Raw genomic sequence first — 19,671 nt, 5'->3', positions numbered from 1 at the left:
GGGTGGCCCGTGTTCAGCTCAGGTGGAGCAGCCAGCGCCGCCGCATGTCCCTTAGCAGCACGAAGATCAACGGCCAGACCAGTGCGCTGGTCGCCACCGGCGCCCAATACCAGGCGCTGTCGGGCGGCAGTCCAATCGCGCCCTGTGGCCACAGGGCCAGGAGCTTGTAAAGCGCCGTGAGGACGGCCACCACGATGGCCTGCTGCCAGACGGGGTAAACACGCAGGCGTGGATGAATCTGCAGCACGATGTACGCCACCACCGCCAGGGCGATGGCGTTCTGCCCGAGCAACTGGCCGTACAGGGCATCCAGTAGCAACCCCATGACAAAGGCCGTCAGCACCCCGAAGCGCTGAGGGAAGGCCATGATCCAGTACACCAGCGCCAGCAGGAGCCATTCAGGTCGGGCTGGGGGCAGCGCATCGGGTATGGGCACGATGGCCAGGGCCAGCGCGACGACCAGGGTCAGGGCGATTAGCCAGGGGATGCCCAGCGTGTGGTTCATGGGTTCTCAGCCGCCCCCGGAATGTCGGCCTCGCCCTCCGGTTCTGCTTCCCGTTCGGTCGTTTCCCCTTCTTCTTCCGGGCGGGTATCGGTGTCCGCGTCCGGACGTTCGCTGGTCCACAGCAGCAGGACCTCGCGCGAGCGGTCCAGGGCCGCCAGAGGCTCGGCCTGGATATCAAGAAAGGGTTGTCCCGGCTGGCGTTCGACCGAGGTCACTCGGGCGACCGGGTAGTCCGGCGGGAAGCGCCCGCCGAGCCCGGAGGTCAGCAGCAGGTCGCCCTCCTCGATGTCCTCCTGGGGCGGTACGTGCCGCATTTCGAGGCGCCGCGGGTTGCCGGTGCCGACGACAATGCCGCGCAGGCCGGTACGGGCACTGAGCACAGGCAAGGCGTGGCCGGGGTCGGAGATCAGCAGCGCGGTGGAGCTGGTCATTTGGGTGGACAGGACCTGTCCGATCACGCCATCGGGGTGGATGACAGGCTGCCCCGGGTAGACACCGTGCCGGTTGCCCTTGCTGAGCACGATCTGCTGGCGGAAGGGGTCCAGGTCCACGGCCAGGAGCTTGGCGATCTCGACGCGCTCTTGTGCCCGTTCGGCGGTGTTCAGGAGTGCGCGCAGGCGGTCGTTTTCCATCTGCAGCGCATCGAAGCGCAACTGGCGGGCCCGCAGCTCAGCGTTCTCTTCGCGCAGGATGCGGTTCTCGGTAATCAGGTCTTCGCGGCTGGTAAAGGACTCGAGCAGCCGGCTGCCCGCCCGGATCGGTGCATCGACCGCGACCTGCAGGGGGTAGGCCACCGTGGACAGCGCATTGCGCACCGTCTGCAGCTCGTTCAGTCGGTGATCCAGCGCCATCAGCGCGACACCCAGCAGGATCACCGCGAGCAGGCGCAGAGTGGGCGATACACCCAGTCTGAACAGCGGCTTGCTGATGGCTTAACCTCCGGTTGCGGGTCGTGATTGGGTCAGGGCGGCACCGCGGTTGGCAGGTGCGATGGGAAGAGCCCCACCAATTTCCCAGGATGCGGGGCGACACCCCATCCCCCGATCCAGCCCGGAGTCTACTCCATGGACAGGAAGTCCACCTGTTTCTCGTCGAGCATCTCCAGCACACGCCCGCCGCCACGCGCCACACAGGTCAGCGGGTCGTCGGCGATGACCACCGGGATGCCGGTCTCTTCCATCAGCAGGCGGTCGATCTGCTGCAGCAGGGCGCCGCCGCCGGTCAGCACGATGCCACGCTCGGCGACATCGGAGCCCAGTTCCGGCGGGGTCTGTTCCAGCGCGGTGCGCACGGCGGAGACGATTCCGTACAGCGGATCCTGCAGGGCCTCGAGGATCTCGTTGGAGTTCAGGGTGAACGAACGCGGCACGCCTTCAGCCAGGTTGCGGCCCTTGACCTCGATCTCCAGCAGCTCCTTGCCTGGATAGGCCGAGCCGACCGCATGCTTGATACGCTCGGCGGTGGCCTCGCCAATCAGCACGCCGTAGTTCCGGCGCACATACGACATGATCGCCTCGTCGAAGGTGTCACCGCCGATGCGCACGGACTCGGAGTAGACGATGCCGTTCATCGACAGCACCGCGACCTCGGAGGTCCCGCCACCGATGTCCAGCACCATGGAGCCCACGGCCTCATCCAGCGGGATGCCGGCGCCGATGGCCGCGGCCACCGGTTCCTGCAGCAGGTAGACCTTGCGCGCCCCGGCGCCGAACGCGGATTCGCGGATCGCGCGGCGCTCCACCTGGGTCGCGCCGCAGGGCACGCAGACCAGTACCCGCGGGCTGGGCCGGAAGATCCGCCGCTCGTGCACCTTCTTGATGAAGTACTGCAGCATCTTCTCGGTGGTGGTGAAGTCGGCGATCACGCCGTCCTTCATCGGGCGTATGGTCACCACGTGCTCCGGCGTGCGCCCCAGCATCTTCTTCGCCTCGATCCCCACGGCTTCGATGGAGCGCGGGCCGCCCGGGCCTCGGTCCTGCCGGATCGCGACCACGGACGGCTCGTTCAGGACGATCCCCTGGCCGCGCATATAGATAAGGGTGTTGGCAGTGCCGAGGTCGATGGAGATGTCGTTGGAGAACAACCCCAGGAGGCGTTTGAGCATGAAGAAGAAACCTGCGTTGGTGGTCGGGCGGGAAAGCCCGAGACTCTAGCAACTGCCCGGGGTTTGGGCAATAACGGCTTTGTGGTAAGTTTGCCGGCCGCATTCCGCATCACCATCGACTGATACAGGGGCCCTTGCCGATCATGTCTGTAGAAGCCTCCGAAGTTCAGCGCATCGCGCACCTCGCTCGTCTGGCGATGAGCGACGAAAAGGCCCGCGAATTTGCCGGCGGTCTGAGCGATATCTTCGATTTTGTCGAGCAGCTCGACGGCGCCCCCATCGAGGGCGTGGAACCCATGGCCCACCCGCTGGATGCCGAGCAGCGCCTGCGCCCGGACGCGGTCACGGAGACCGACAATCGCGAGGGTTTCCAGGCGATTGCGCCGGCCGTCGAGGGTGGGCTTTACCTGGTGCCACGCGTGATCGAGTAAGCCGCGGGCACCGCTGGCCGATTTCGCCGATTTCATCACGCTTTATTAGACAAGAGTTCCCGAAACCATGTCCCAGGAAACCCTGTCCGGCTGGGCGCGCAAGCTCCAGGCCCGCGAGATCAGCTCGCGCGAGCTGACCCAGCTGTATCTGGACCGGATCGAGCGCCTCGATCCGCAGCTCAACAGCTTTATTACCGTGACCGCCGAGTCCGCGCTGGCGCAGGCCGAAGCGGCCGATGCCCGCCTGGCCAATGGTGAGCAGACCCCGCTTCTGGGCGTGCCGGTCGCCCAGAAAGACATCTTCTGCACCGAAGGCGTGCGGACCTCCTGCGGCTCGCGCATGCTTGATCCGTTCGTCTCGCCGTACAACGCCACCGTCGTCGAGCGCATGAACGCCGCCGGGGCGGTGATGCTCGGCAAGACGAATATGGACGAGTTTGCGATGGGTTCGTCCAATGAGACCAGTTTCTATGGCCCGGTGCGCAATCCCTGGGATACCGAGCGCGTCCCCGGCGGTTCCTCCGGTGGCTCCGCCGCGGCGGTGGGTGCGCGCCTGGTGCCGGGGGCGACCGGCACCGACACCGGCGGCTCGATCCGTCAGCCGGCCGCGTTCTGCGGCATTACCGGGCTCAAGCCGACCTACGGGCGCGTGTCGCGCTACGGCATGATCGCCTTTGCCTCCAGCCTCGATCAGGGTGGGCCGATGGCCGCGACCGCCGAGGACTGCGGCCTGATGCTGAACGCCATGGCCGGTTTCGACGAGCGCGACTCCACCAGCGTCGAGCGCCCGGCCGAGGACTTCACCGCCGGTTTGAGCCAGGACCTGAAGGGTCTGCGCATTGGCCTGCCGAAGGAGTTTTTCGGCGAGGGCCTGGACGAGAAGGTACGCGGCGTGATCGACGCGGCCGTCGAGGTGCTCAAGGGCCGCGGCGCCGAGATCCGCGAGGTGAGCCTGCCGAACAGCCACCTGTCGGTGCCGGCCTACTACGTGGTCGCTCCGGCCGAGTGCTCCTCGAACCTCGCGCGCTTCGACGGCGTGCGTTATGGCCACCGCTGCGACAACCCCGCGGACCTGATGGACCTCTACACCCGCTCGCGCGGGGAGGGCTTCGGCGACGAGGTGAAGCGCCGCATCATGGTCGGTACCTACGTGCTGTCCGCCGGCTACTACGACGCCTACTACCTGAAGGCGCAGAAGGTCCGCCGCATCATCGCCGACGACTTCCGCAGCGCATTCGCGGACGTCGACGTCCTGCTCGGCCCGACCACGCCGGAGCTGCCGTTCGCCCTGGGCGCCAAGGCCGATCCGGTCAGCATGTACCTGTCGGACATCTACACCATTGCCGCGAACCTCGCGGGCCTGCCGGCGATGTCGCTGCCGGCCGGCGAGATCGACGGCCTGCCGGTGGGCCTGCAGTTGATCGGCAACTACTTCGACGAGGCGCGCCTGCTCGGCGTTGCCCACCAGTACCAGCAAGAAACCGACTGGCACACCCGTGTGCCGGCGGCCTTCGCCTGAGGATCGCCGCATGGAATGGGAAACCGTCATCGGGCTGGAGATTCACGCCCAGCTCAACACCGTCTCCAAGATCTTCTCCGGGGCGCCGACCGCCTACGGCGCCGAGCCCAACCGCCAGGCCTGCGCGGTGGACCTGGGCATGCCCGGCGTGCTGCCGGTGCTGAACCAGGGCGCGGTCGAGCGGGCCGTGATGCTGGGGCTGGCGATTAACGCCGAGATCGCGCCGCGGTCGGTGTTTGCGCGCAAGAACTACTTCTACCCGGATCTTCCCAAGGGCTACCAGATCTCGCAGTTCGAACTGCCGATCGTCGGGCTGGGGCATCTGGATATCGAGCTGGAGGACGGCACGATCAAGCGCATCGGGGTAACCCGCGCGCACCTGGAGGAAGACGCCGGCAAGAGCCTGCACGAGGGCTTCGAGTCGATGACCGGCATCGACCTCAACCGCGCCGGTACGCCGCTGATCGAGATTGTCTCCGAGCCGGAACTGCGTTCGGCGAAAGAGGCCGTCGCCTACATGAAAAAGCTGCACTCGCTGGTGCGCTATCTCGATATCTGCGACGGCAACATGCAGGAAGGCAGTTTCCGCTGTGATGCGAATGTCTCGATCCGGCCGAAGGGCCAGACCGAGTTCGGTACCCGTGCGGAGCTGAAGAACCTGAACTCCTTCCGTTTCGTCGAGCGCGCGATCAATCACGAGATCGAGCGCCAGATCGACGTGATCGAGGGTGGTGGCAGCGTGGTCCAGGAGACCCGCCTGTACGACCCGGATCGTGACGAGACGCGCTCCATGCGCAGCAAGGAAGAGGCCAACGACTACCGCTACTTCCCCGACCCGGACCTGTTGCCGCTGGTCGTGGACCAGGCCTTCATCGAGTCCGTGCGTGCCAGGCTGCCTGAGCTGCCGGATGCCAAGCGCGCCCGCTTCGTCGAACAGTACGGCCTGTCCGACTACGACGCCGGTGTACTGACCGCCGCGCGCGAGATGGGCGACTTCTACGAGGCCGTGGCCGCCGGCTGTGGCGCGCCGAAGATCGCCGCCAACTGGGTGATGGGCGAATTCTCCGCCGCGATGAACCGCTCCGAGGTCGAGCTGGCCGACGCCCCGGTGAACGCCGAGGGCCTCGCCGGGCTGCTGGCGCGCATCCAGGACGAGACCATCTCCGGCAAGATCGCCAAGGAGGTCTTCGAGGCGATGTGGAACGGCGAGGGCGATGCCGACACCGTGATCGAGGCCAAGGGGCTCAAGCAGATCACCGATACCGGCGCGATCGACGCGATCATCGACGAGGTGATGGCCAACAATCCGCAGCAGCTGGAGCAGTACCGTGGTGGCAAGGACAAGCTGTTTGGCTTCTTTGTCGGCCAAGTGATGAAGGCCACCCAGGGCAAGGCCAACCCGGCTCAGGTGAACGAGCGCCTGAAGGCCAAGCTGGACGGATGATGCAGGGCTGCGGACTTCATGCTTGAAACCGACACCCTGCACCGCTTCATGCTGGAAGAAGCCGGGGTGCGTGGCGAATGGGTACACCTGGACGCGGCCTGGCAGGCCCTGCTGGAACGCCACGAGTATCCGCCGGTGGTGCGCGACCTCCTGGGGCAGGCCTATGCGGCCGTGGCGCTGACGGCCGCCACGCTCAAGTTCGATGGTTCACTGATCCTGCAAATCACCGGCACTGGTCCCGTGCACATGATCGTGGCCCAGGCCGATGGCCAGGGTCGGCTGCGCGGCCTGGCGCGCTTTCGCGAGACGCCCCCCGAGGATGCGACGCTGGCCCAGTGTGCCGGCGACAACGCCCGGTTGATGCTGACGCTGGACCCGGGCGATGGCGGCGAGCGCTACCAGGGGGTGGTCGAGCTGGAGGGCGAGACCCTGGCGGATGCGATGAATGTCTACTTCGAACGTTCCGAGCAGCTGCCCACCCGGCTGTGGCTGGCGGCCAACGGTCAGTCCGCGGCCGGGATGCTCCTGCAGGCGGTACCGGGTGAGGGTGGTCATGCAGTCACGCGTGACTCCGAGGACTGGAACCGCGCGAACATCCTGGCCGACACCACCACCCCCGAGGAGATGCTGAAGCTGGATGCCGGCACGCTGCTCGGCCGGCTGTTCGCCGAGGAGCGCGTGCGCCTGTTCGACGGGACCCCGGTTCAGTTCCACTGCCCCTGCTCGCGCGAGCGGGTGGCCGAGACCCTGCGCGGCCTCGGGCAGGACGAGATCCGCGGCATCATCGAGGAGCAGGGCAAGATCGAGGTGACTTGCGAGTTCTGCAACGCGCAATACCACTTCGACCCGGTGGATGCCGAGGCCCTCTGCGCCACCCAGACAGCCCAGCCGCCAACCCCCGACACGCGCCAGTAGCCGGGTGCAAATAAACCGGACACGGAATCTTCCCGCCGAGAGACAGTCTTTGCTATAGAGATAGTAATGGCATCAGTGTTTCCCTGGCGGGGGGCTGGTCATGTATTCCCGGCATACCGAGATTCCCACCCTGGATACCCGACCCGGATGGCAGGTCGAGGCCCGCTATTACAACCAGGTGGCCCTGGCCCTGCGGCGGCTGGGCCCCGAGATCCGTCTGCCCCTGCCAATCCTCAAACACCTGGACCTGATCCTGCAGCCGGATGCCTGGGTTGTGGTGGATCGTGTGCTCAACGATATGCCGGTGGTGGCCTGGACGGCCTTCCGCGCCGCCCACCGGCACAACCTGCATCGCCCGGTGGCCTGCGAGCTGCGTCTTTACCACTCCATGGCGCCCATGGTTACCAATCGCGCCCTGAACTGTATGGCCGACCGCCTGACCGCCGCCCTGGCCCAGGAGGATCAGCGTATCCCCCGTGGCCAGGTGGTCGCCTTCCGGCCCCGTTCCAGCGCCTGACTCAGCGTGCCGCTCAGGCCCGCGCCGGGCGCTGTGCGCAGACCGGGCAACCCGGGTCGCGGCGCAGACGAATCTCGCGAAACTGCATGCCGGCCGCATCCACCATCAGTAGCCGCCCGCTCAGGGTCGGGAGCCCGATCAGCAGTTTGAGCGCCTCGGTGGCCTGCAGGCTGCCGATCACCCCCGGCAGGCTGGCCAGTACGCCATTGGCCGCACAGGTGTCCTCGTCCCCGCCGCCCTCGCCATACAGGCAGTGGTAGCAGGCGGCCTCGGGGTCGCGGTAGTCGAAGGTGGTGAGCTGTCCCTCGAAGCGGATCACCGCGCCGGAGACCAGCGGTGTGCCGCTGGCTACGGCCGCGCGGTTGATCGCGCCCCGACTGGCGAAGTTGTCGGTGCCGTCCAGGACCACGTCGGCCTTTGCAAACAGGGTGGTCATGGCATCCACATCCAGGCGTTCGGCGCGGGTCTCGACGTGGCAGTTCGGATTCATCGCCGCCAGGCGCCGCGCCGCGGACTCCACTTTGTCGCGGCCGATATCCGCGTCCGTATGCAGGATCTGCCGCTGCAGGTTCGTGACCTCGACATGGTCCGGGTCGACCAGCGTGAGTCGTCCGACCCCGGCGGCCGCGAGGTAGGCGGCTACCGGCGAACCCAGTCCGCCCAGGCCCATGATGACCGCATGTGCTTCCTGCAGGCGCTGCTGCCCCTCGACTCCGACACCGGGCAGCATGATCTGGCGGCTGTAGCGCAGCAGTTCCGGGTCATCCACGGGGCGTTCTCCAGTGTGAATCGGGTCAAGGCTTAGTCACGTAGTACGGCAAAGTGTAACCGGCGTCACGCTCCTGGGGCGGCTCGGTTAGGAACCGTTCAGGAAGACCCCGTAATTTGGACCTTGGCAATTCTGCCAGTTGCGCAGTTCAAGGAGGTACACGATGAAACGCATGATGATCGCCCTGGCGCCGGCGGCGTTGCTGGCGTTTGCCCTGGCGGCCCCGGCGCATGCGGCCCAGCCGGTCTCCGGCTTTGTGCACACCGGTGCCGCGGCCTTCGACCCTGATGCTCTGCAGCATGTGCATCATCGCCCGGGCCATTATGGTGGCCCGCCGCATGCCCGCAGCCATCCCGGCTATCGTGGCTACAAGCATTCCAAGCGCTCGCATAAGCGCGGGCGTGGCCATCATCACCGGCACTATCACAGCTACCAGCAGCACCATCATCACCACTACCACAGCCGCCCGCGGCACCGCTCGCCCAGCGGCTCGATGAACCTGCACCTGCATCTGCCGTTCTAGGCAGCACCCGCATCACACGGTTGGCCCCGGCGTTCGCGCCGGGGCTTTTTTATGGACGGCTCCCGATCGTGATGCGCTCGTGCCCGGCGGGGTCACGCAAACTCTGCACCTCGCGATAGCCCGCCTGTTGCATGCGGGCGCGAACATCTCGGGCCTGATCGAACCCGTGCTCCAGCAGCAGCGGGGCATCCGGGAGCAGGTGGAGGAGTGCGGTATCGATGATGGTGTACAGATCGCCAAGTCCGGCTTCCGGTGCGGCCAGTGCCTCCCTCGGTTCGAAGCGCAGGTCGCCGCGGGTCAGGTGGGGATCGTCCTGGGCGATATAGGGCGGGTTGCTGACGATCATGTCGAAGGCGTCCTCGGGCTTGAACGGGGCGAGCCACGCCCCCTGCAGGAAGGTCACGTCCAGCCCCAGGGTGTTGGCGTTCGCACGGGCCTGGCGCAGGGCGTCCGGGCTGCGGTCGGTGGCGACGGCCTCGATGGCCGGGCGTTCCGCCTTCAGCGCGAGGATGATCGCGCCGCTGCCGGTGCCCAGATCCAGTACCCGGGGATGCGCGCGTTCGCAGGCGTCGATGGCCGCGATTGCCTGTTCCACCAGCAGCTCGGTCTCCGGGCGCGGGATCAGGCAGGCGGGGGAGACCTCAAGATCGAGGGTCCAGAAGGCGCGGCGGCCGAGGATATGGGCGATCGGTTCGCCCGCCTCGCGACGCCGGCACAGGGTGTCGGCACGTTCGCGCTGCGACGCGGAGGCGACATCGAGCCCGCGGGCGATCAGGGCGCTGGTGTCGAGGCCGGTCGCCGCGCCGAGCAGCAGGCGGGCCTCGAGCCCCGGCTCTTCCAATCCGGCCGCCTGCAGGCGGCGGCGAAGTTCGCGCAGCAGGGCATCCAGCGTCGCGGGCGTTTCCATTACGCCTCCGCGAGAGTCGCGAGCTGTTCGGCCTGGTATTCGTGGATCAGCGGGTCGATCACCGGGTCGAGGTCGCCGGCCATCACCTGCTCCAGCTTGTACAGGGTCAGGTTGATGCGGTGGTCGGTGACGCGGCCCTGCGGGAAGTTGTAGGTGCGGATGCGCTCGGAGCGGTCGCCGCTGCCGACCAGACTCTTGCGCTCGGCGCTCTGCGCGGCGGCCTGGGCCTCGCGCTCGGCCTCGAACAGGCGCGCGGCGAGGTAGGTCATCGCCTTGGCGCGGTTCTTGTGCTGCGAGCGTTCTTCCTGGCACTCGACCACGATGCCGGTGGGCAGGTGGGTCAGGCGGATCGCGGAGTCGGTCTTGTTCACGTGCTGGCCGCCGGCCCCGGAGGCGCGGAAGGTGTCCACGCGCAGGTCGGCCGGGTTGATATCCGGCATCTCGACCTCGTCCAGCTCCGGCAGGATGGCGACGGTGGCCGCGGAGGTGTGGATGCGGCCCTGGGATTCGGTCTCCGGCACGCGCTGCACGCGGTGGGCGCCGGACTCGAACTTGAGTCGCGAGAAGGCGCCCTGGCCGGCCAGGCGCCCGATCACCTCGCGGTAGCCGCCGTGCTCGCCCTCGCTGGCGCTGAGGATCTCCAGCTTCCAGCCCTGTTGTTCGGCGTAGCGGGTATACATGCGCAGCAGGTCGCCGGCGAAGATGGCGGCCTCGTCGCCGCCGGTGCCGGCGCGGATCTCGAGGAACACGTTGGCGTTGTCGTGCGGGTCCTTCGGGATCAGGTGACGATGGAGCTCGGCCTCCAGCGCCTCGGCCTGTTCCGCCAGGGTCGCGATCTCGGCCTCGGCCATTTCGCGCAGTTCGGGGTCGTCCTCCGCGAGCATCGCGCGGGCCTCTTCCAGCGCGGCCTGGTTGTCGTGCCAGGCCTTCCAGGCCGCGGCGACCGGCTCGAGCTGGCTGTATTCCTGCGACAGACGGCGCAGCTGGTCGGCGTCCTCGGCGGCGTCCGGCGTGGCCAGCAGCTGTGCGATCTCGGCATGGCGCTCGGCCAGGCCCTCGAGCTTGGTGCGGAACGAGGCCTTCACGAACGGGTGCCGGACTCGGGGTCGTGGCCGGGGTCGTCTTCCGGGCTGGGAAGCTGGAACAGCCGATGGGCGGCATTGAGCAGGCGCGCGTCGCCCTCGTGGGCGGCGGTGTTCAGTGACTTGCAGGGGGCGTGCATCAGCTTGTTGGTCAGGGTGTGGGCCAGCAGTTGCATGGCCTCTTCCGGCGACTTGCCGGCGCGCAGCATCGCCTCGGCCCTGGCCAGGGATTCGGCCTTGACGGTCTCGGCGCGCTGACGCAGCTGGCGGATGCTGTCCACGGAGTCACGGGCGCGCAGCCAGCGCATGAATTCGCTGGCGCGCTGGGTGATGATCTCCTCGGCCTGTGCGGCGGCGGCCTGGCGCGAGGCCATGTTCTCGTCGATCACTTCCTGGAGGTCATCCACCGTGTAGAGGTAGACGTCCTCGAGCTGGCCAACCTCGGGCTCGATGTCGCGCGGGACGGCGATGTCGACCATGAAGATCGGCTTGTGACGGCGCTTGCGCAGGGTGCGTTCCACCGCCCCCTTGCCGAGGATCGGCAGCGGGGCAGCGGTGGACGAGATGACGATGTCGGCCTCGGCCAGGCGATCCGGTAACTGGTTCAGGCTGATCGCTTCGCCATCGAAGCGCTCGGCGACGGCCTGGGCGCGCTCCTCGGTGCGGTTGGCGACGATCACCTGGCCGATCCCGTGGCCGGACAGGTGCTGCAGCGCCAGTTCGATCGTCTCCCCGGCGCCGATCACCAGCGCGGTCAGCGGCTTCAGGTCGCCAAAGATCTGGCGCGCCAGCGAGACCGCGGCAAAGGCCACTGAGACGGCGCTCTGCCCGATCGCGGTCTGGGTACGCACGTCCTTCGCGGTGGCGAAGGCATGCTGGAACAGGCGCTCCAGCGAGCGGCCCAGCGTGCCGGCGTCGTGGGCATGCTGGTAGGCCGTCTTCATCTGCCCGAGGATCTGGGGCTCGCCGAGGACCAGCGAATCCAGGCCGCTCGCCACGCGCAGGGTGTGGCGCACCGCGGAGCCGTCGTGGTGCAGGTAGAGGTAGGGCCTGAGTTCGTCGCGGTCGATGCCGTGGTAGCCGCCCAGCCAGTCCAGCACGCGATGTTCCGACTGCTTGCCGCCCTCGCGGAAGTACACCTCGGTGCGGTTGCAGGTCGACAGGATCGCGGTTTCCGGCAACAGGACGCCCGAGCGCAGCGAGTGCAGGGCCTCGCCGAGCTGGCTTTCATTCACCGACAGCCGTTCGCGGATCGCGACCGGGGCGGTTTTGTGATTGATACCAAGAGTGAACAGCATGCTGACGCTATTGTGCCGCAAATACCCGGAAAAGGCCCCCAAAACATACAAGTCACCCAGGATACTTGTGCTTCCCCAAGGGCTACGCGCGTAGTGTAACGACCCGTGCCGTCCGTTACAGTGTCCAGCCGGTGTGCCGCACGGTTGCCGGTTTGGAACCGTGGCACGGGATGGGCGTCCCATTAGTGATGCAACTAAGTGATGCACTTATCTGAGTCTCCCCAGAATGCAACGGAGTAATCCGATCGGACCCGAAATGATTCGACCCCTTTTTGCGGCGCTGGCCGCGCTCGTGCTGGTGGGCTGCGCCCACATGCCTCTGGGCGCCTCGGAGGGCGAGGCCCCGGAGGTGGATCGCCCCGTGATCCTCCCGATCATGCCGGCGCAGGACCCGGAAGCGGCCCTGATGCTGGGTGTGCTGGTCGGCGAGATTGCTGTGCGCTCCGGGCAGTACGAAGAGGCCGCGCGCTACTACGGCGCCGCGGCCCTGCTCAGCGACGACCCGGCTATCGCCGAACGGGCCACCCGCATTGCGCTGTTCGCCCAGGACCGCAACCAGGCCCTGCAGTCTTCCGAGCGCTGGCGCCAGCTGGCACCGGAGAGCCTGGATGCCCTGCAGCTGTCCACGGTGCTGCGTCTGGACCTTGGGCAGCCGGACCCCGCTGCCGAGCAGATGGGCACGGTGATTGACCTGCAGACCGTGCAGGGTGGAGATCCCTACGCGGCGCTGGGGGCGGTGGTCGGTCAGACACGCAACCGCGAGGCCGCGCTGGAGGCCCTGGAGAGCCTGACGGATCAGCGTCAGGACGACGTCGGTGTCCATCGCGTATTTGCAGAGGCCGCACTGCGCTTCGCGCCCGGCGAGCCGGCGCTGGAGGCGACCGCTCGGGGTGTGGAGCGCTTCCCGGAATCCGTGTCTTTGCGTCTGTTGCGCGCCCGTGCCCTGGACGAGGTGGGGCAGTCCGACGAGGCACTGGAAGAACTGCGCACGACGGTGGCCAGCCACCCCGAGAGCCGAGAGGCCCGTTTTGGCTATGCCCGCATGCTGGCGGAGCACGATGATCGCGAAATGGCACGCGAAGAGATGGACCGCCTGGTCGAGCAGGACCCGGAGGATGTGCAGCTGCTGCTGGCCCTGGCGCTGATGAACCTCGAGGCCGAACAGCTGGGACCGGCCCGGACCTATCTGGAGCGACTGGACGCCCTGGGCGAGCGCGAGGACGACATCGCCTACTACCTGGGGCGGCTGCACGAGATGGAAGACGACCCGGAGGGGGCGCGCCAGGCGTACGAGCGGGTCGGGGGCGGCAGCCACGCCGATGATGCCCGCCTGCGTGCGGCGCGTATGACGCTGGAGGTCGAGGGCGAGTCGGCTGCGCGCGAGCGTTTCGAACAGATGCAGCAGGGCCCGGATACGGAGCTTGCCCGACGCGCCTATCTCGGCGAGGCGAACCTGCTGCGTGAAAAGGGCGAGTACACGGCTGCGCGCGAACGCCTGAACCGGGGGCTGGTGCAGTTCCCCGGCGATACCCGGTTGCTGTATATGCGCGGCCTGGTGCACGAGCGCCAGGATGAAATCGAGGCCGCCGAGGCGGATTTCCGCGCGATCCTGGACAACGATCCGGAGAACGTCGCCGCGCTGAATGCGCTCGGCTATACCCTGGCTGATCGCACCGACCGCTATGAGGAGGCGCTGGATCTGATCGAGCGGGCCTACGCGCAGGAGCCCGACGACGCGGCGATCATCGACAGTTATGGCTGGGTCCTCTATCGCCTCGGGCGCCTCGACGAGGCCGAGGACTTCCTGCGCCGCGCCTACGATCTCTCCGACGACGGGGAGATCGCGAGCAACCTCGCCGTGGTGCTCTGGGAGCGGGGCGAACGCGACGAGGCCCGCTCCATTCTGGAGGCGGCACTGGAGCGCGAGCCGGATCACGAGCGCCTGCTGCGGGTGCGTGACGAACTTCTCGATTGATGTTGTCTGGATCCCCAGAGTCCCGTGCGCCCTCGTGGGCGGGAGTGACCCGTTGGGTGTCAGGTGTCGTCGTGGCGCTGGTGCTGATCGGTTGTACGGCCCCAATGCCTCGTACCGAAGACCCCGCTGCACGACAGGCCTTCGACGAGCGCGCCGAGGTCGTGAAGGCCTTTGATGAGTGGCGCCTGGCGGCCCGTCTGGGGCTCTCCACCGAGACGGAATACTGGTCCGCGCAGCTGAATTGGCGCGTGCAGCAGGAGCGCCATGTCCTCGACTTGTCTGGTCCCATGGGACGTGGGGGTGGCCGTCTGACGCTGGCCCCGGATCAACCCGCGGTGCTGATCACGCGAGCCGGCGAGCAGTATCAGGCCGAGGACCCGGATGCTCTGGTCGCCTACCTGACGAACGAGTCGATACCGGTGTCCGGCATGCGCTACTGGGTGCGGGGTCTGCTCGCGCCGGGCGCCGAGTACGATCTCGAGGTGGACGAGGACGGCTTGCCCCGGCGCATCGAGCAGTCCGGCTGGGTGATCGAGTTCGGCGAGTTCGATGAGGTTGACGGCATGGCGCTCCCGGTGCGCATGGACCTCGAGCGCGAGGGCGTGGAGCTGCGTGTGCGCATCGCTAACTGGCACGTGGCGACGCGATGAGCGGCGATTTCGATGTGGCCTTCCCCGCGCCGGCCAAGATCAACCGATTTCTGCATATCACGGGGCGGCGCGCCGATGGTTACCATGAGCTGCAGAGCGTGTTTCAGTTCGTCGGGCTGGCGGATTCGCTGCGCTTCGAACCGCTGGAGCGGGGGCGATTCGAGATGTCGGCCGGGGCGCTCGATGGAGGTCACAACCTGTGCCTGCGGGCCGCGCGGGCGCTGGCGGAGGCCAGCGGTTCATCCTTTGGGGTGCGGGTGCATCTCGACAAGCGCATCCCGATTGGAGGTGGCCTGGGTGGGGGCAGTTCCGACGCCGCAACCACGCTGGTCGTACTGAACCGACTATTCGATCTCGGGCTGTTGGAGGATGACCTGGCCGCGATTGGATTGGGCCTGGGGGCTGATGTGCCGGTTTTTGTGCGCGGCCGGGCGGCCTGGGCCGAAGGCGTCGGGGATCGCCTGGTTCCTCTGGAGCCGGATCTGGCCTGGTTGCTGCTGGTGGACCCCGGCGTTTCGGTGGCGACAGGGCCCATGTTTGGCTCAGCGGAATTGACACGCGACTGTCCCGCCGAGACAATTTCGCCCGAAATTGATGCCGCGCGCTTTCGTAATGTGTTCGAGCCGCTGGTTCGCCGGCAGTATCCCGCCATTGGCGAGGCACTGGACTGGATGGGCGGGCAAACGGAGCGCGCGCGTTTGAGTGGCACCGGGGGCTGCATCTTTGGGATGTTCCCGAACGAGGCGGCCGCGCGCCAGGCGCAGACCGCACAGCCCCGTCCCTGGCGGAGCTGGGTGACGCCGCTGGCGAATGTTTCGCCCCTGCGGCAGTGGCTTCCGCGCAGCGCCGCCGAGGATGATGGTGCCGAGCAACGAGTAATTGGGCCGTAGCCAAGCGGTAAGGCAACGGGTTTTGATCCCGTCATGCGCAGGTTCGACCCGAGCGGCGCAGCCGCGAGAGCACGCCACCGCAGGTGGCGCCCGAAGGGTGGCGCGCAGCGCCATCATCCTGCCGGCCCGGATCGGCGGTAGCCGATCCGTCATCGGTTCCGGAAGCGGAACCTGGACAGGGTTGGGGCAGGCAACAACGAGTAATTGGGCCGTAGCCAAGCGGTAAGGCAACGGGTTTTGATCCCGTCATGCGCAGGTTCGAATCCTGCCGGCCCAGCCATACAACGAAACCCGCGGCGCACGGCGCCGCGGCACCGGCCAAAGGGCTGGCAGGATGAGAACCGGGTTCGACTCGAGCGGCATAGCCGCGAGAGAACGCCGCCACTGGCGGCGGCCCGAAGCGCCGTAATCCTGCCGGCCCAGCCATACAACGCGGGTGGTGATGCTGGATATCGCCACCGCGCCACACACCACAGGCCCCGGCGCCACGCCGGGGTCTATTTTGGAGCCAGGTGACCCGTTCACCCGCTCCGCACCACCCAGACCGGAAAAAACCGTGGTCGACAAGAGCCGAATGATGGTCTTCGCGGGGAACGCGAACCCCCGCCTGGCACAGAGCGTTGCCGAGCACCTGGGCCTGCCGATGGGCAAGGCGATTGTGGGCCGCTTCAGCGACGGCGAGGTGCAGGTCGAGATCCTGGAGAACGTGCGCGGTCGCGACGTGTTCCTGATCCAGCCGACCGGGCAGCCGACCAACGAGAACATCATGGAGCTGGTCATCATGGTGGACGCGCTGCGGCGCGCCTCGGCCGGTCGCATTACCACCGTGATCCCGTACTTCGGCTACGCCCGCCAGGACCGCCGGGTGCGCTCGGCGCGGGTGCCGATTTCGGCCAAGGTGGTCGCGAACATGATCGAGGCGGTCGGTGCCGATCGCGTGCTGACTATCGATGTGCACGCGGATCAGGTGCAGGGCTTCTTCAACGTCCCGGTGGACAACATCTACGCCTCGCCGGTGCTGCTGGGCGATGTCTGGCGGCATGTCTCCGGCAATCTGACCGTGGTTTCGCCGGATGTTGGCGGTGTGGTGCGTGCCCGCGCGATTGCCAAGCGCCTGGATGATGCCGATCTGGCGATCATCGACAAGCGCCGTCCGCGTGCGAACGAGTCCGAGGTGATGCATATCATCGGTGATGTGCGCGACAAGTCCTGCATCATCATCGACGACCTGGTGGATACCGCCGGCACGCTGTGTCAGGCGGCCAAGGCCCTGAAGGCGCACGGTGCGGCGTCGGTGAGCGCCTACGCCACGCACCCCGTGCTTTCTGGTGCAGCAATTGATAACATTAACGGTTCGGCGCTGGACGAGCTGGTGGTGACCGACACTCTGGCCCTGCAGCCGAATGCCCAGGCCTGTGCAAAGATCCGGCAGCTGTCGGTCGCGGAGATGCTGGCCGAGACCATTCGTCGGATTAATCTCGAGGAATCGGTCAGTTCGCTGTTTGTGGACTGAAGCCTCGGGCACAAGGCGCTACTGGCGCCACGATTTCGGGGGATTGTCCCCCAACTTCACGCCTCATCTGGTCGCGGATGAGGCGTGTTCATTTGGAGAAAGCAACGATGAGCATGAGTTTTACCATTGAAGCCGAGAAGCGGGACGAGCAGGGATCGAGTGCGAGCCGCCGCCTGCGTCGCGCCGGCAAGCTGCCCGCCATCCTGTACGGTGGCGAGAATGACGCGCAGCCGATCACCCTCGACCACAACGCGATGGTGCACAACCTGAAGCATGATGCGTTCTACTCGCACATCCTGACGGTCAAGCTGGATGGCAAGAGCGAGAAGGCGATCCTGCGCGACGTGCAGCGTCATCCGTTCAAGCCGACCATCTACCACGTGGATCTGCTGCGTGTGTCGGCGAACCAGCCGATCCGTGTGCACGTGCCGCTGCACTTCCACAATGAGGAAGAATGCAAGGGCGTGAAGCTGGGTGGTGGCATGGTCAGCCGCATGCTGAACGACATCGAAGTCGAGTGCCTGCCGGGCGACCTGCCCGAGTCCATCGATATCGATGTGGTCGAGATGGACGTCGGTGACACCATCCACATCTCCGAGCTGAAACTGCCGAAGGGTGTGGAAAGTGTGGCCCTGATGCACGGCGAGGACTACGACTACGCCGTGGTCAGTGTCCTGCTCCCGCGTGCCGCGAAGGCCGAAGAAGAAGAGGGCGAGGAAGTCGAAGCCGCCGAGGCCGAGGGTGCCGAGGCCGAGGGTGGCGAAGAAGCGTCCTCCTCCGGCGACGAAGGCGGGTCCGAGGACAAGGAATAAGCCTCACGGCCATTCCTGCGCCCTTCTGACCCATGGCTATTCGCCTGATCGTCGGGCTGGGCAATCCGGGCCCGCGTTATGCCGAGACCCGGCATAACGCGGGCTTCTGGTTTGTGGATGCCCTGGCTCGTCGTCATTCCACCGAATTTCGCAGCGAGGGCCGCTTCGATGGCGAGGCGGCGCGGCTGACTCTGCCCGAGGGCGACTGCTGGCTGTTCAAGCCCATGAGTTTCATGAACAAGAGCGGTCTCCCGGTGCGCAAGTGCGCGGATTTCTATCGTATTGCCCCTGAAGAGATTCTCGTGGTGCATGACGAGCTCGACCTGGACCCCGGTGTCGCGCGCCTGAAGATGGGCGGCGGGCACGGTGGCCACAATGGTCTGCGCGACCTGCATCGCCATATGGGTGGGCCGAACTATGCCCGGCTGCGCCTGGGTATCGGTCACCCCGGGCACCGCGACGACGTCGTCCCGTTCGTGCTGGACCGGCCTGGTCGGGACGATGCCCGTGCGATCGAGGATGCCATCGATGCCGCGCTGGACCAGGTGCCGGCGCTGATTGCCGGGCGCTGGGACGAGGCTGTACGTAATCTGCATGGCGGCGGGTCGAAGGCGGCCCGCGCAACATCCGAGGAAACCCCATGAGTCTGAAGTGCGGGATCGTCGGCCTGCCGAACGTCGGCAAGTCGACCCTGTTCAATGCCCTGACCCGCGCGGAGATCGCCGCGGAGAACTACCCGTTCTGCACCATCGACCCGAACGTGGGTGTGGTGGAGGTGCCGGATCCGCGCCTGGCGCGGCTCACCGAGATCGTGAAGCCCGAGCGTACGCTGGCCACCACGGTGGAGTTCGTTGATATCGCGGGTCTGGTGGCCGGTGCCGCGCAGGGCGAGGGGCTGGGCAACAAGTTCCTTGCTCACATCCGCGAGACGGATGCGATCGCCCAGGTGGTGCGCTGTTTCGAGGACGACGACATCGTGCACGTGGCCGGCAAGGTTGATCCACTGGCCGATATCGAGACGATCAGCACCGAGTTGATGCTGGCGGACCTCGAGACCGCCAGCAAGGCGCTGACCCGACTGGCGCGAGCGGCGAAGTCGCAGGACAAGACGGCCATCGCGCAGCTGAAGGCGGCCGAAAAAGTCGCGGCCGGCCTGGATCAGGGGATTCCGGCGCGGGCCCAGGACCTGGACGAGGACGAGCGGCGCCTGCTCTATGACCTGCATCTGCTGACGATCAAGCCGCTGATGTATATCGCCAACGTCGACGAGGCCTCGCTGGCCGGCGGCAACGCGATGGTCGAGGCGGTGCGGGCCAAGGCGACCGAGGAGGGCGCCGAGGTGGTCAGCGTCTGTGCGGCCATCGAGGCCGAGATCGCCGTGCTGGATCCGGAGGAGCGGGCCGAATTCTTGGCCGATCTCGGGCTCGAGGAGCCGGGGCTGGATCGGGTGATCCGTACCGCCTACCGGCTTCTGGACCTGCAGACCTTCTTTACCGCCGGCGAGAAAGAAGTGCGAGCCTGGACCGTGCGTCGGGGTTCCACTGCGCCGCAGGCCGCGGGTGCGATCCACACCGATTTCGAGCGCGGTTTCATCCGTGCCGAAGTGGTGGGGTATGACGACTTCGTCGCGAACAATGGCGAGCAGGGTGCGAAGGACGCCGGGAAATGGCGCCTGGAAGGCAAGGAATACCTAATGCACGAAGGCGACGTGGTACATTTCCGCTTCAATGTCTGAGCGTTACACTGCGAATTGATTATCGGGTGTGGTGCCGCTGGTGCCTCGCCCTGTTTTGCACCGAATCTTTGGGAGTACTTCG

The 19,671-nt window shown here is 66.8% G+C and carries 20 protein-coding genes, 1 tRNA gene and 1 other RNA gene; 15 read left to right on the top strand and 7 right to left on the bottom strand.

What is annotated here, in order from left to right:
- Nucleotides 1-13: 13 nt before the first annotated feature.
- From mreD to G015_RS0100485, 3 genes are all read right to left on the bottom strand, one after another.
- Nucleotides 14-505: a rod shape-determining protein MreD gene (gene mreD, locus G015_RS0100495; RefSeq protein ID WP_018137960.1), complete on the bottom strand. Its 492-nt coding sequence runs from the start codon at nucleotides 503-505 to the stop codon at nucleotides 14-16.
- Nucleotides 502-1,434: a rod shape-determining protein MreC gene (gene mreC, locus G015_RS0100490; protein WP_155987365.1), complete on the bottom strand. Its 933-nt coding sequence runs from the start codon at nucleotides 1,432-1,434 to the stop codon at nucleotides 502-504. Before mreC ends, mreD begins: the two co-directional genes overlap by 4 nt.
- Nucleotides 1,435-1,562: 128 nt before the next feature.
- Nucleotides 1,563-2,609 (bottom strand): rod shape-determining protein, encoded by a 1,047-nt coding sequence (locus G015_RS0100485; protein WP_018137958.1) that lies wholly within the window; start codon nucleotides 2,607-2,609, stop codon nucleotides 1,563-1,565.
- Nucleotides 2,610-2,752: 143 nt separating this feature from the next.
- Here G015_RS0100485 and gatC point away from each other — a divergent pair, with 143 nt between their 5' ends.
- The 5 genes from gatC (at nucleotide 2,753) to G015_RS0100460 (ending at nucleotide 7,435) form a co-directional block, all read left to right on the top strand.
- Nucleotides 2,753-3,040, top strand: a complete 288-nt coding sequence (gene gatC, locus G015_RS0100480) for an Asp-tRNA(Asn)/Glu-tRNA(Gln) amidotransferase subunit GatC (protein WP_018137957.1) — start codon at nucleotides 2,753-2,755, stop codon at nucleotides 3,038-3,040.
- A 67-nt stretch (nucleotides 3,041-3,107) separates the two neighbouring features.
- Nucleotides 3,108-4,559, top strand: coding sequence for an Asp-tRNA(Asn)/Glu-tRNA(Gln) amidotransferase subunit GatA (gatA, locus tag G015_RS0100475; protein ID WP_018137956.1), 1,452 nt, complete (start codon nucleotides 3,108-3,110; stop codon nucleotides 4,557-4,559).
- A 10-nt stretch (nucleotides 4,560-4,569) separates the two neighbouring features.
- Nucleotides 4,570-6,003, top strand: a complete 1,434-nt coding sequence (gene gatB / locus G015_RS0100470; RefSeq protein WP_020145982.1) for an Asp-tRNA(Asn)/Glu-tRNA(Gln) amidotransferase subunit GatB — start codon at nucleotides 4,570-4,572, stop codon at nucleotides 6,001-6,003.
- An 18-nt stretch (nucleotides 6,004-6,021) separates the two neighbouring features.
- Nucleotides 6,022-6,918, top strand: coding sequence for an Hsp33 family molecular chaperone HslO (gene hslO, locus G015_RS0100465; protein ID WP_018137954.1), 897 nt, complete (start codon nucleotides 6,022-6,024; stop codon nucleotides 6,916-6,918).
- Nucleotides 6,919-7,018: 100 nt separating this feature from the next.
- A complete protein-coding gene (locus G015_RS0100460) occupies nucleotides 7,019-7,435 on the top strand; it encodes a hypothetical protein (protein ID WP_018993503.1) in 417 nt (138 codons plus the stop codon).
- A gap of 13 nt (nucleotides 7,436-7,448) precedes the next feature.
- Here G015_RS0100460 and G015_RS0100455 read toward each other — a convergent pair whose 3' ends face one another.
- Nucleotides 7,449-8,204: a molybdopterin-synthase adenylyltransferase MoeB gene (locus G015_RS0100455; RefSeq protein WP_018175340.1), complete on the bottom strand. Its 756-nt coding sequence runs from the start codon at nucleotides 8,202-8,204 to the stop codon at nucleotides 7,449-7,451.
- 163 nt (nucleotides 8,205-8,367) lie between these two features.
- Between G015_RS0100455 and G015_RS0100450 the strand changes: the two genes are divergently transcribed.
- Nucleotides 8,368-8,727, top strand: a complete 360-nt coding sequence (locus G015_RS0100450; RefSeq protein ID WP_026278812.1) for a hypothetical protein — start codon at nucleotides 8,368-8,370, stop codon at nucleotides 8,725-8,727.
- A gap of 49 nt (nucleotides 8,728-8,776) precedes the next feature.
- Here the strand turns inward: G015_RS0100450 and prmC are convergent, their stop codons facing one another.
- Genes prmC through hemA form a run of 3 tightly spaced genes read right to left on the bottom strand, consistent with a single transcriptional unit; the run spans nucleotide 8,777 to nucleotide 12,014 of the window.
- A complete protein-coding gene (gene prmC / locus G015_RS0100445; RefSeq protein ID WP_020145981.1) occupies nucleotides 8,777-9,634 on the bottom strand; it encodes a peptide chain release factor N(5)-glutamine methyltransferase in 858 nt (285 codons plus the stop codon).
- Complete coding sequence (gene prfA, locus G015_RS0100440; RefSeq protein ID WP_020145980.1) at nucleotides 9,634-10,719, bottom strand: peptide chain release factor 1; 1,086 nt, start codon at nucleotides 10,717-10,719, stop codon at nucleotides 9,634-9,636. Before prfA ends, prmC begins: the two co-directional genes overlap by 1 nt.
- The gene (gene hemA / locus G015_RS0100435; RefSeq protein WP_020145979.1) at nucleotides 10,716-12,014 is read right to left on the bottom strand and encodes a glutamyl-tRNA reductase; all 1,299 of its coding nucleotides are present in this window, start codon (nucleotides 12,012-12,014) and stop codon (nucleotides 10,716-10,718) included. The genes prfA and hemA overlap by 4 nt, the downstream gene beginning before the upstream one ends.
- Before the next feature lie 256 nt (nucleotides 12,015-12,270).
- Between hemA and G015_RS0100430 the strand changes: the two genes are divergently transcribed.
- The 9 genes from G015_RS0100430 to ychF all read left to right on the top strand — a co-directional run bounded on the left by G015_RS0100430 (nucleotide 12,271) and on the right by ychF (nucleotide 19,589).
- A complete protein-coding gene (locus G015_RS0100430; RefSeq protein ID WP_020145978.1) occupies nucleotides 12,271-13,989 on the top strand; it encodes a tetratricopeptide repeat protein in 1,719 nt (572 codons plus the stop codon).
- 44 nt (nucleotides 13,990-14,033) lie between these two features.
- The gene (gene lolB / locus G015_RS0100425) at nucleotides 14,034-14,639 is read left to right on the top strand and encodes a lipoprotein insertase outer membrane protein LolB (RefSeq protein ID WP_038049966.1); all 606 of its coding nucleotides are present in this window, start codon (nucleotides 14,034-14,036) and stop codon (nucleotides 14,637-14,639) included.
- Nucleotides 14,636-15,529 (top strand): 4-(cytidine 5'-diphospho)-2-C-methyl-D-erythritol kinase, encoded by an 894-nt coding sequence (gene ispE, locus G015_RS0100420; protein WP_020145976.1) that lies wholly within the window; start codon nucleotides 14,636-14,638, stop codon nucleotides 15,527-15,529. The genes lolB and ispE overlap by 4 nt, the downstream gene beginning before the upstream one ends.
- Before the next feature lie 205 nt (nucleotides 15,530-15,734).
- A tRNA-Gln gene (locus G015_RS0100415) sits at nucleotides 15,735-15,809 on the top strand.
- 33 nt (nucleotides 15,810-15,842) lie between these two features.
- A non-coding RNA gene (locus G015_RS13805) (RtT sRNA) lies at nucleotides 15,843-15,955 on the top strand.
- 130 nt (nucleotides 15,956-16,085) lie between these two features.
- A complete protein-coding gene (locus G015_RS0100410) occupies nucleotides 16,086-17,042 on the top strand; it encodes a ribose-phosphate diphosphokinase (protein WP_026182170.1) in 957 nt (318 codons plus the stop codon).
- Between the two features lie 107 nt (nucleotides 17,043-17,149).
- Nucleotides 17,150-17,854 carry a 50S ribosomal protein L25/general stress protein Ctc gene (locus G015_RS0100405; protein ID WP_018993509.1) on the top strand — a complete coding sequence of 235 codons (705 nt, stop codon included), beginning with the start codon at nucleotides 17,150-17,152 and terminating at the stop codon, nucleotides 17,852-17,854.
- A 32-nt stretch (nucleotides 17,855-17,886) separates the two neighbouring features.
- Complete coding sequence (pth, locus tag G015_RS0100400) at nucleotides 17,887-18,498, top strand: aminoacyl-tRNA hydrolase (protein WP_020145975.1); 612 nt, start codon at nucleotides 17,887-17,889, stop codon at nucleotides 18,496-18,498.
- Entirely contained in the window at nucleotides 18,495-19,589 is a 1,095-nt protein-coding gene (ychF, locus tag G015_RS0100395) for a redox-regulated ATPase YchF (RefSeq protein WP_020145974.1), read from the top strand. The genes pth and ychF overlap by 4 nt, the downstream gene beginning before the upstream one ends.
- The last annotated feature ends 82 nt before the right edge of the window (nucleotides 19,590-19,671 follow it).

This window comes from Thioalkalivibrio sp. ALJ15 (assembly GCF_000383695.1).
Taxonomy (GTDB): Bacteria; Pseudomonadota; Gammaproteobacteria; order Ectothiorhodospirales; family Ectothiorhodospiraceae; genus Thioalkalivibrio.
The sequence above is the reverse complement of the archived record's forward strand: the minus strand, read 5'-3'. Positions and strand labels throughout refer to the sequence as shown.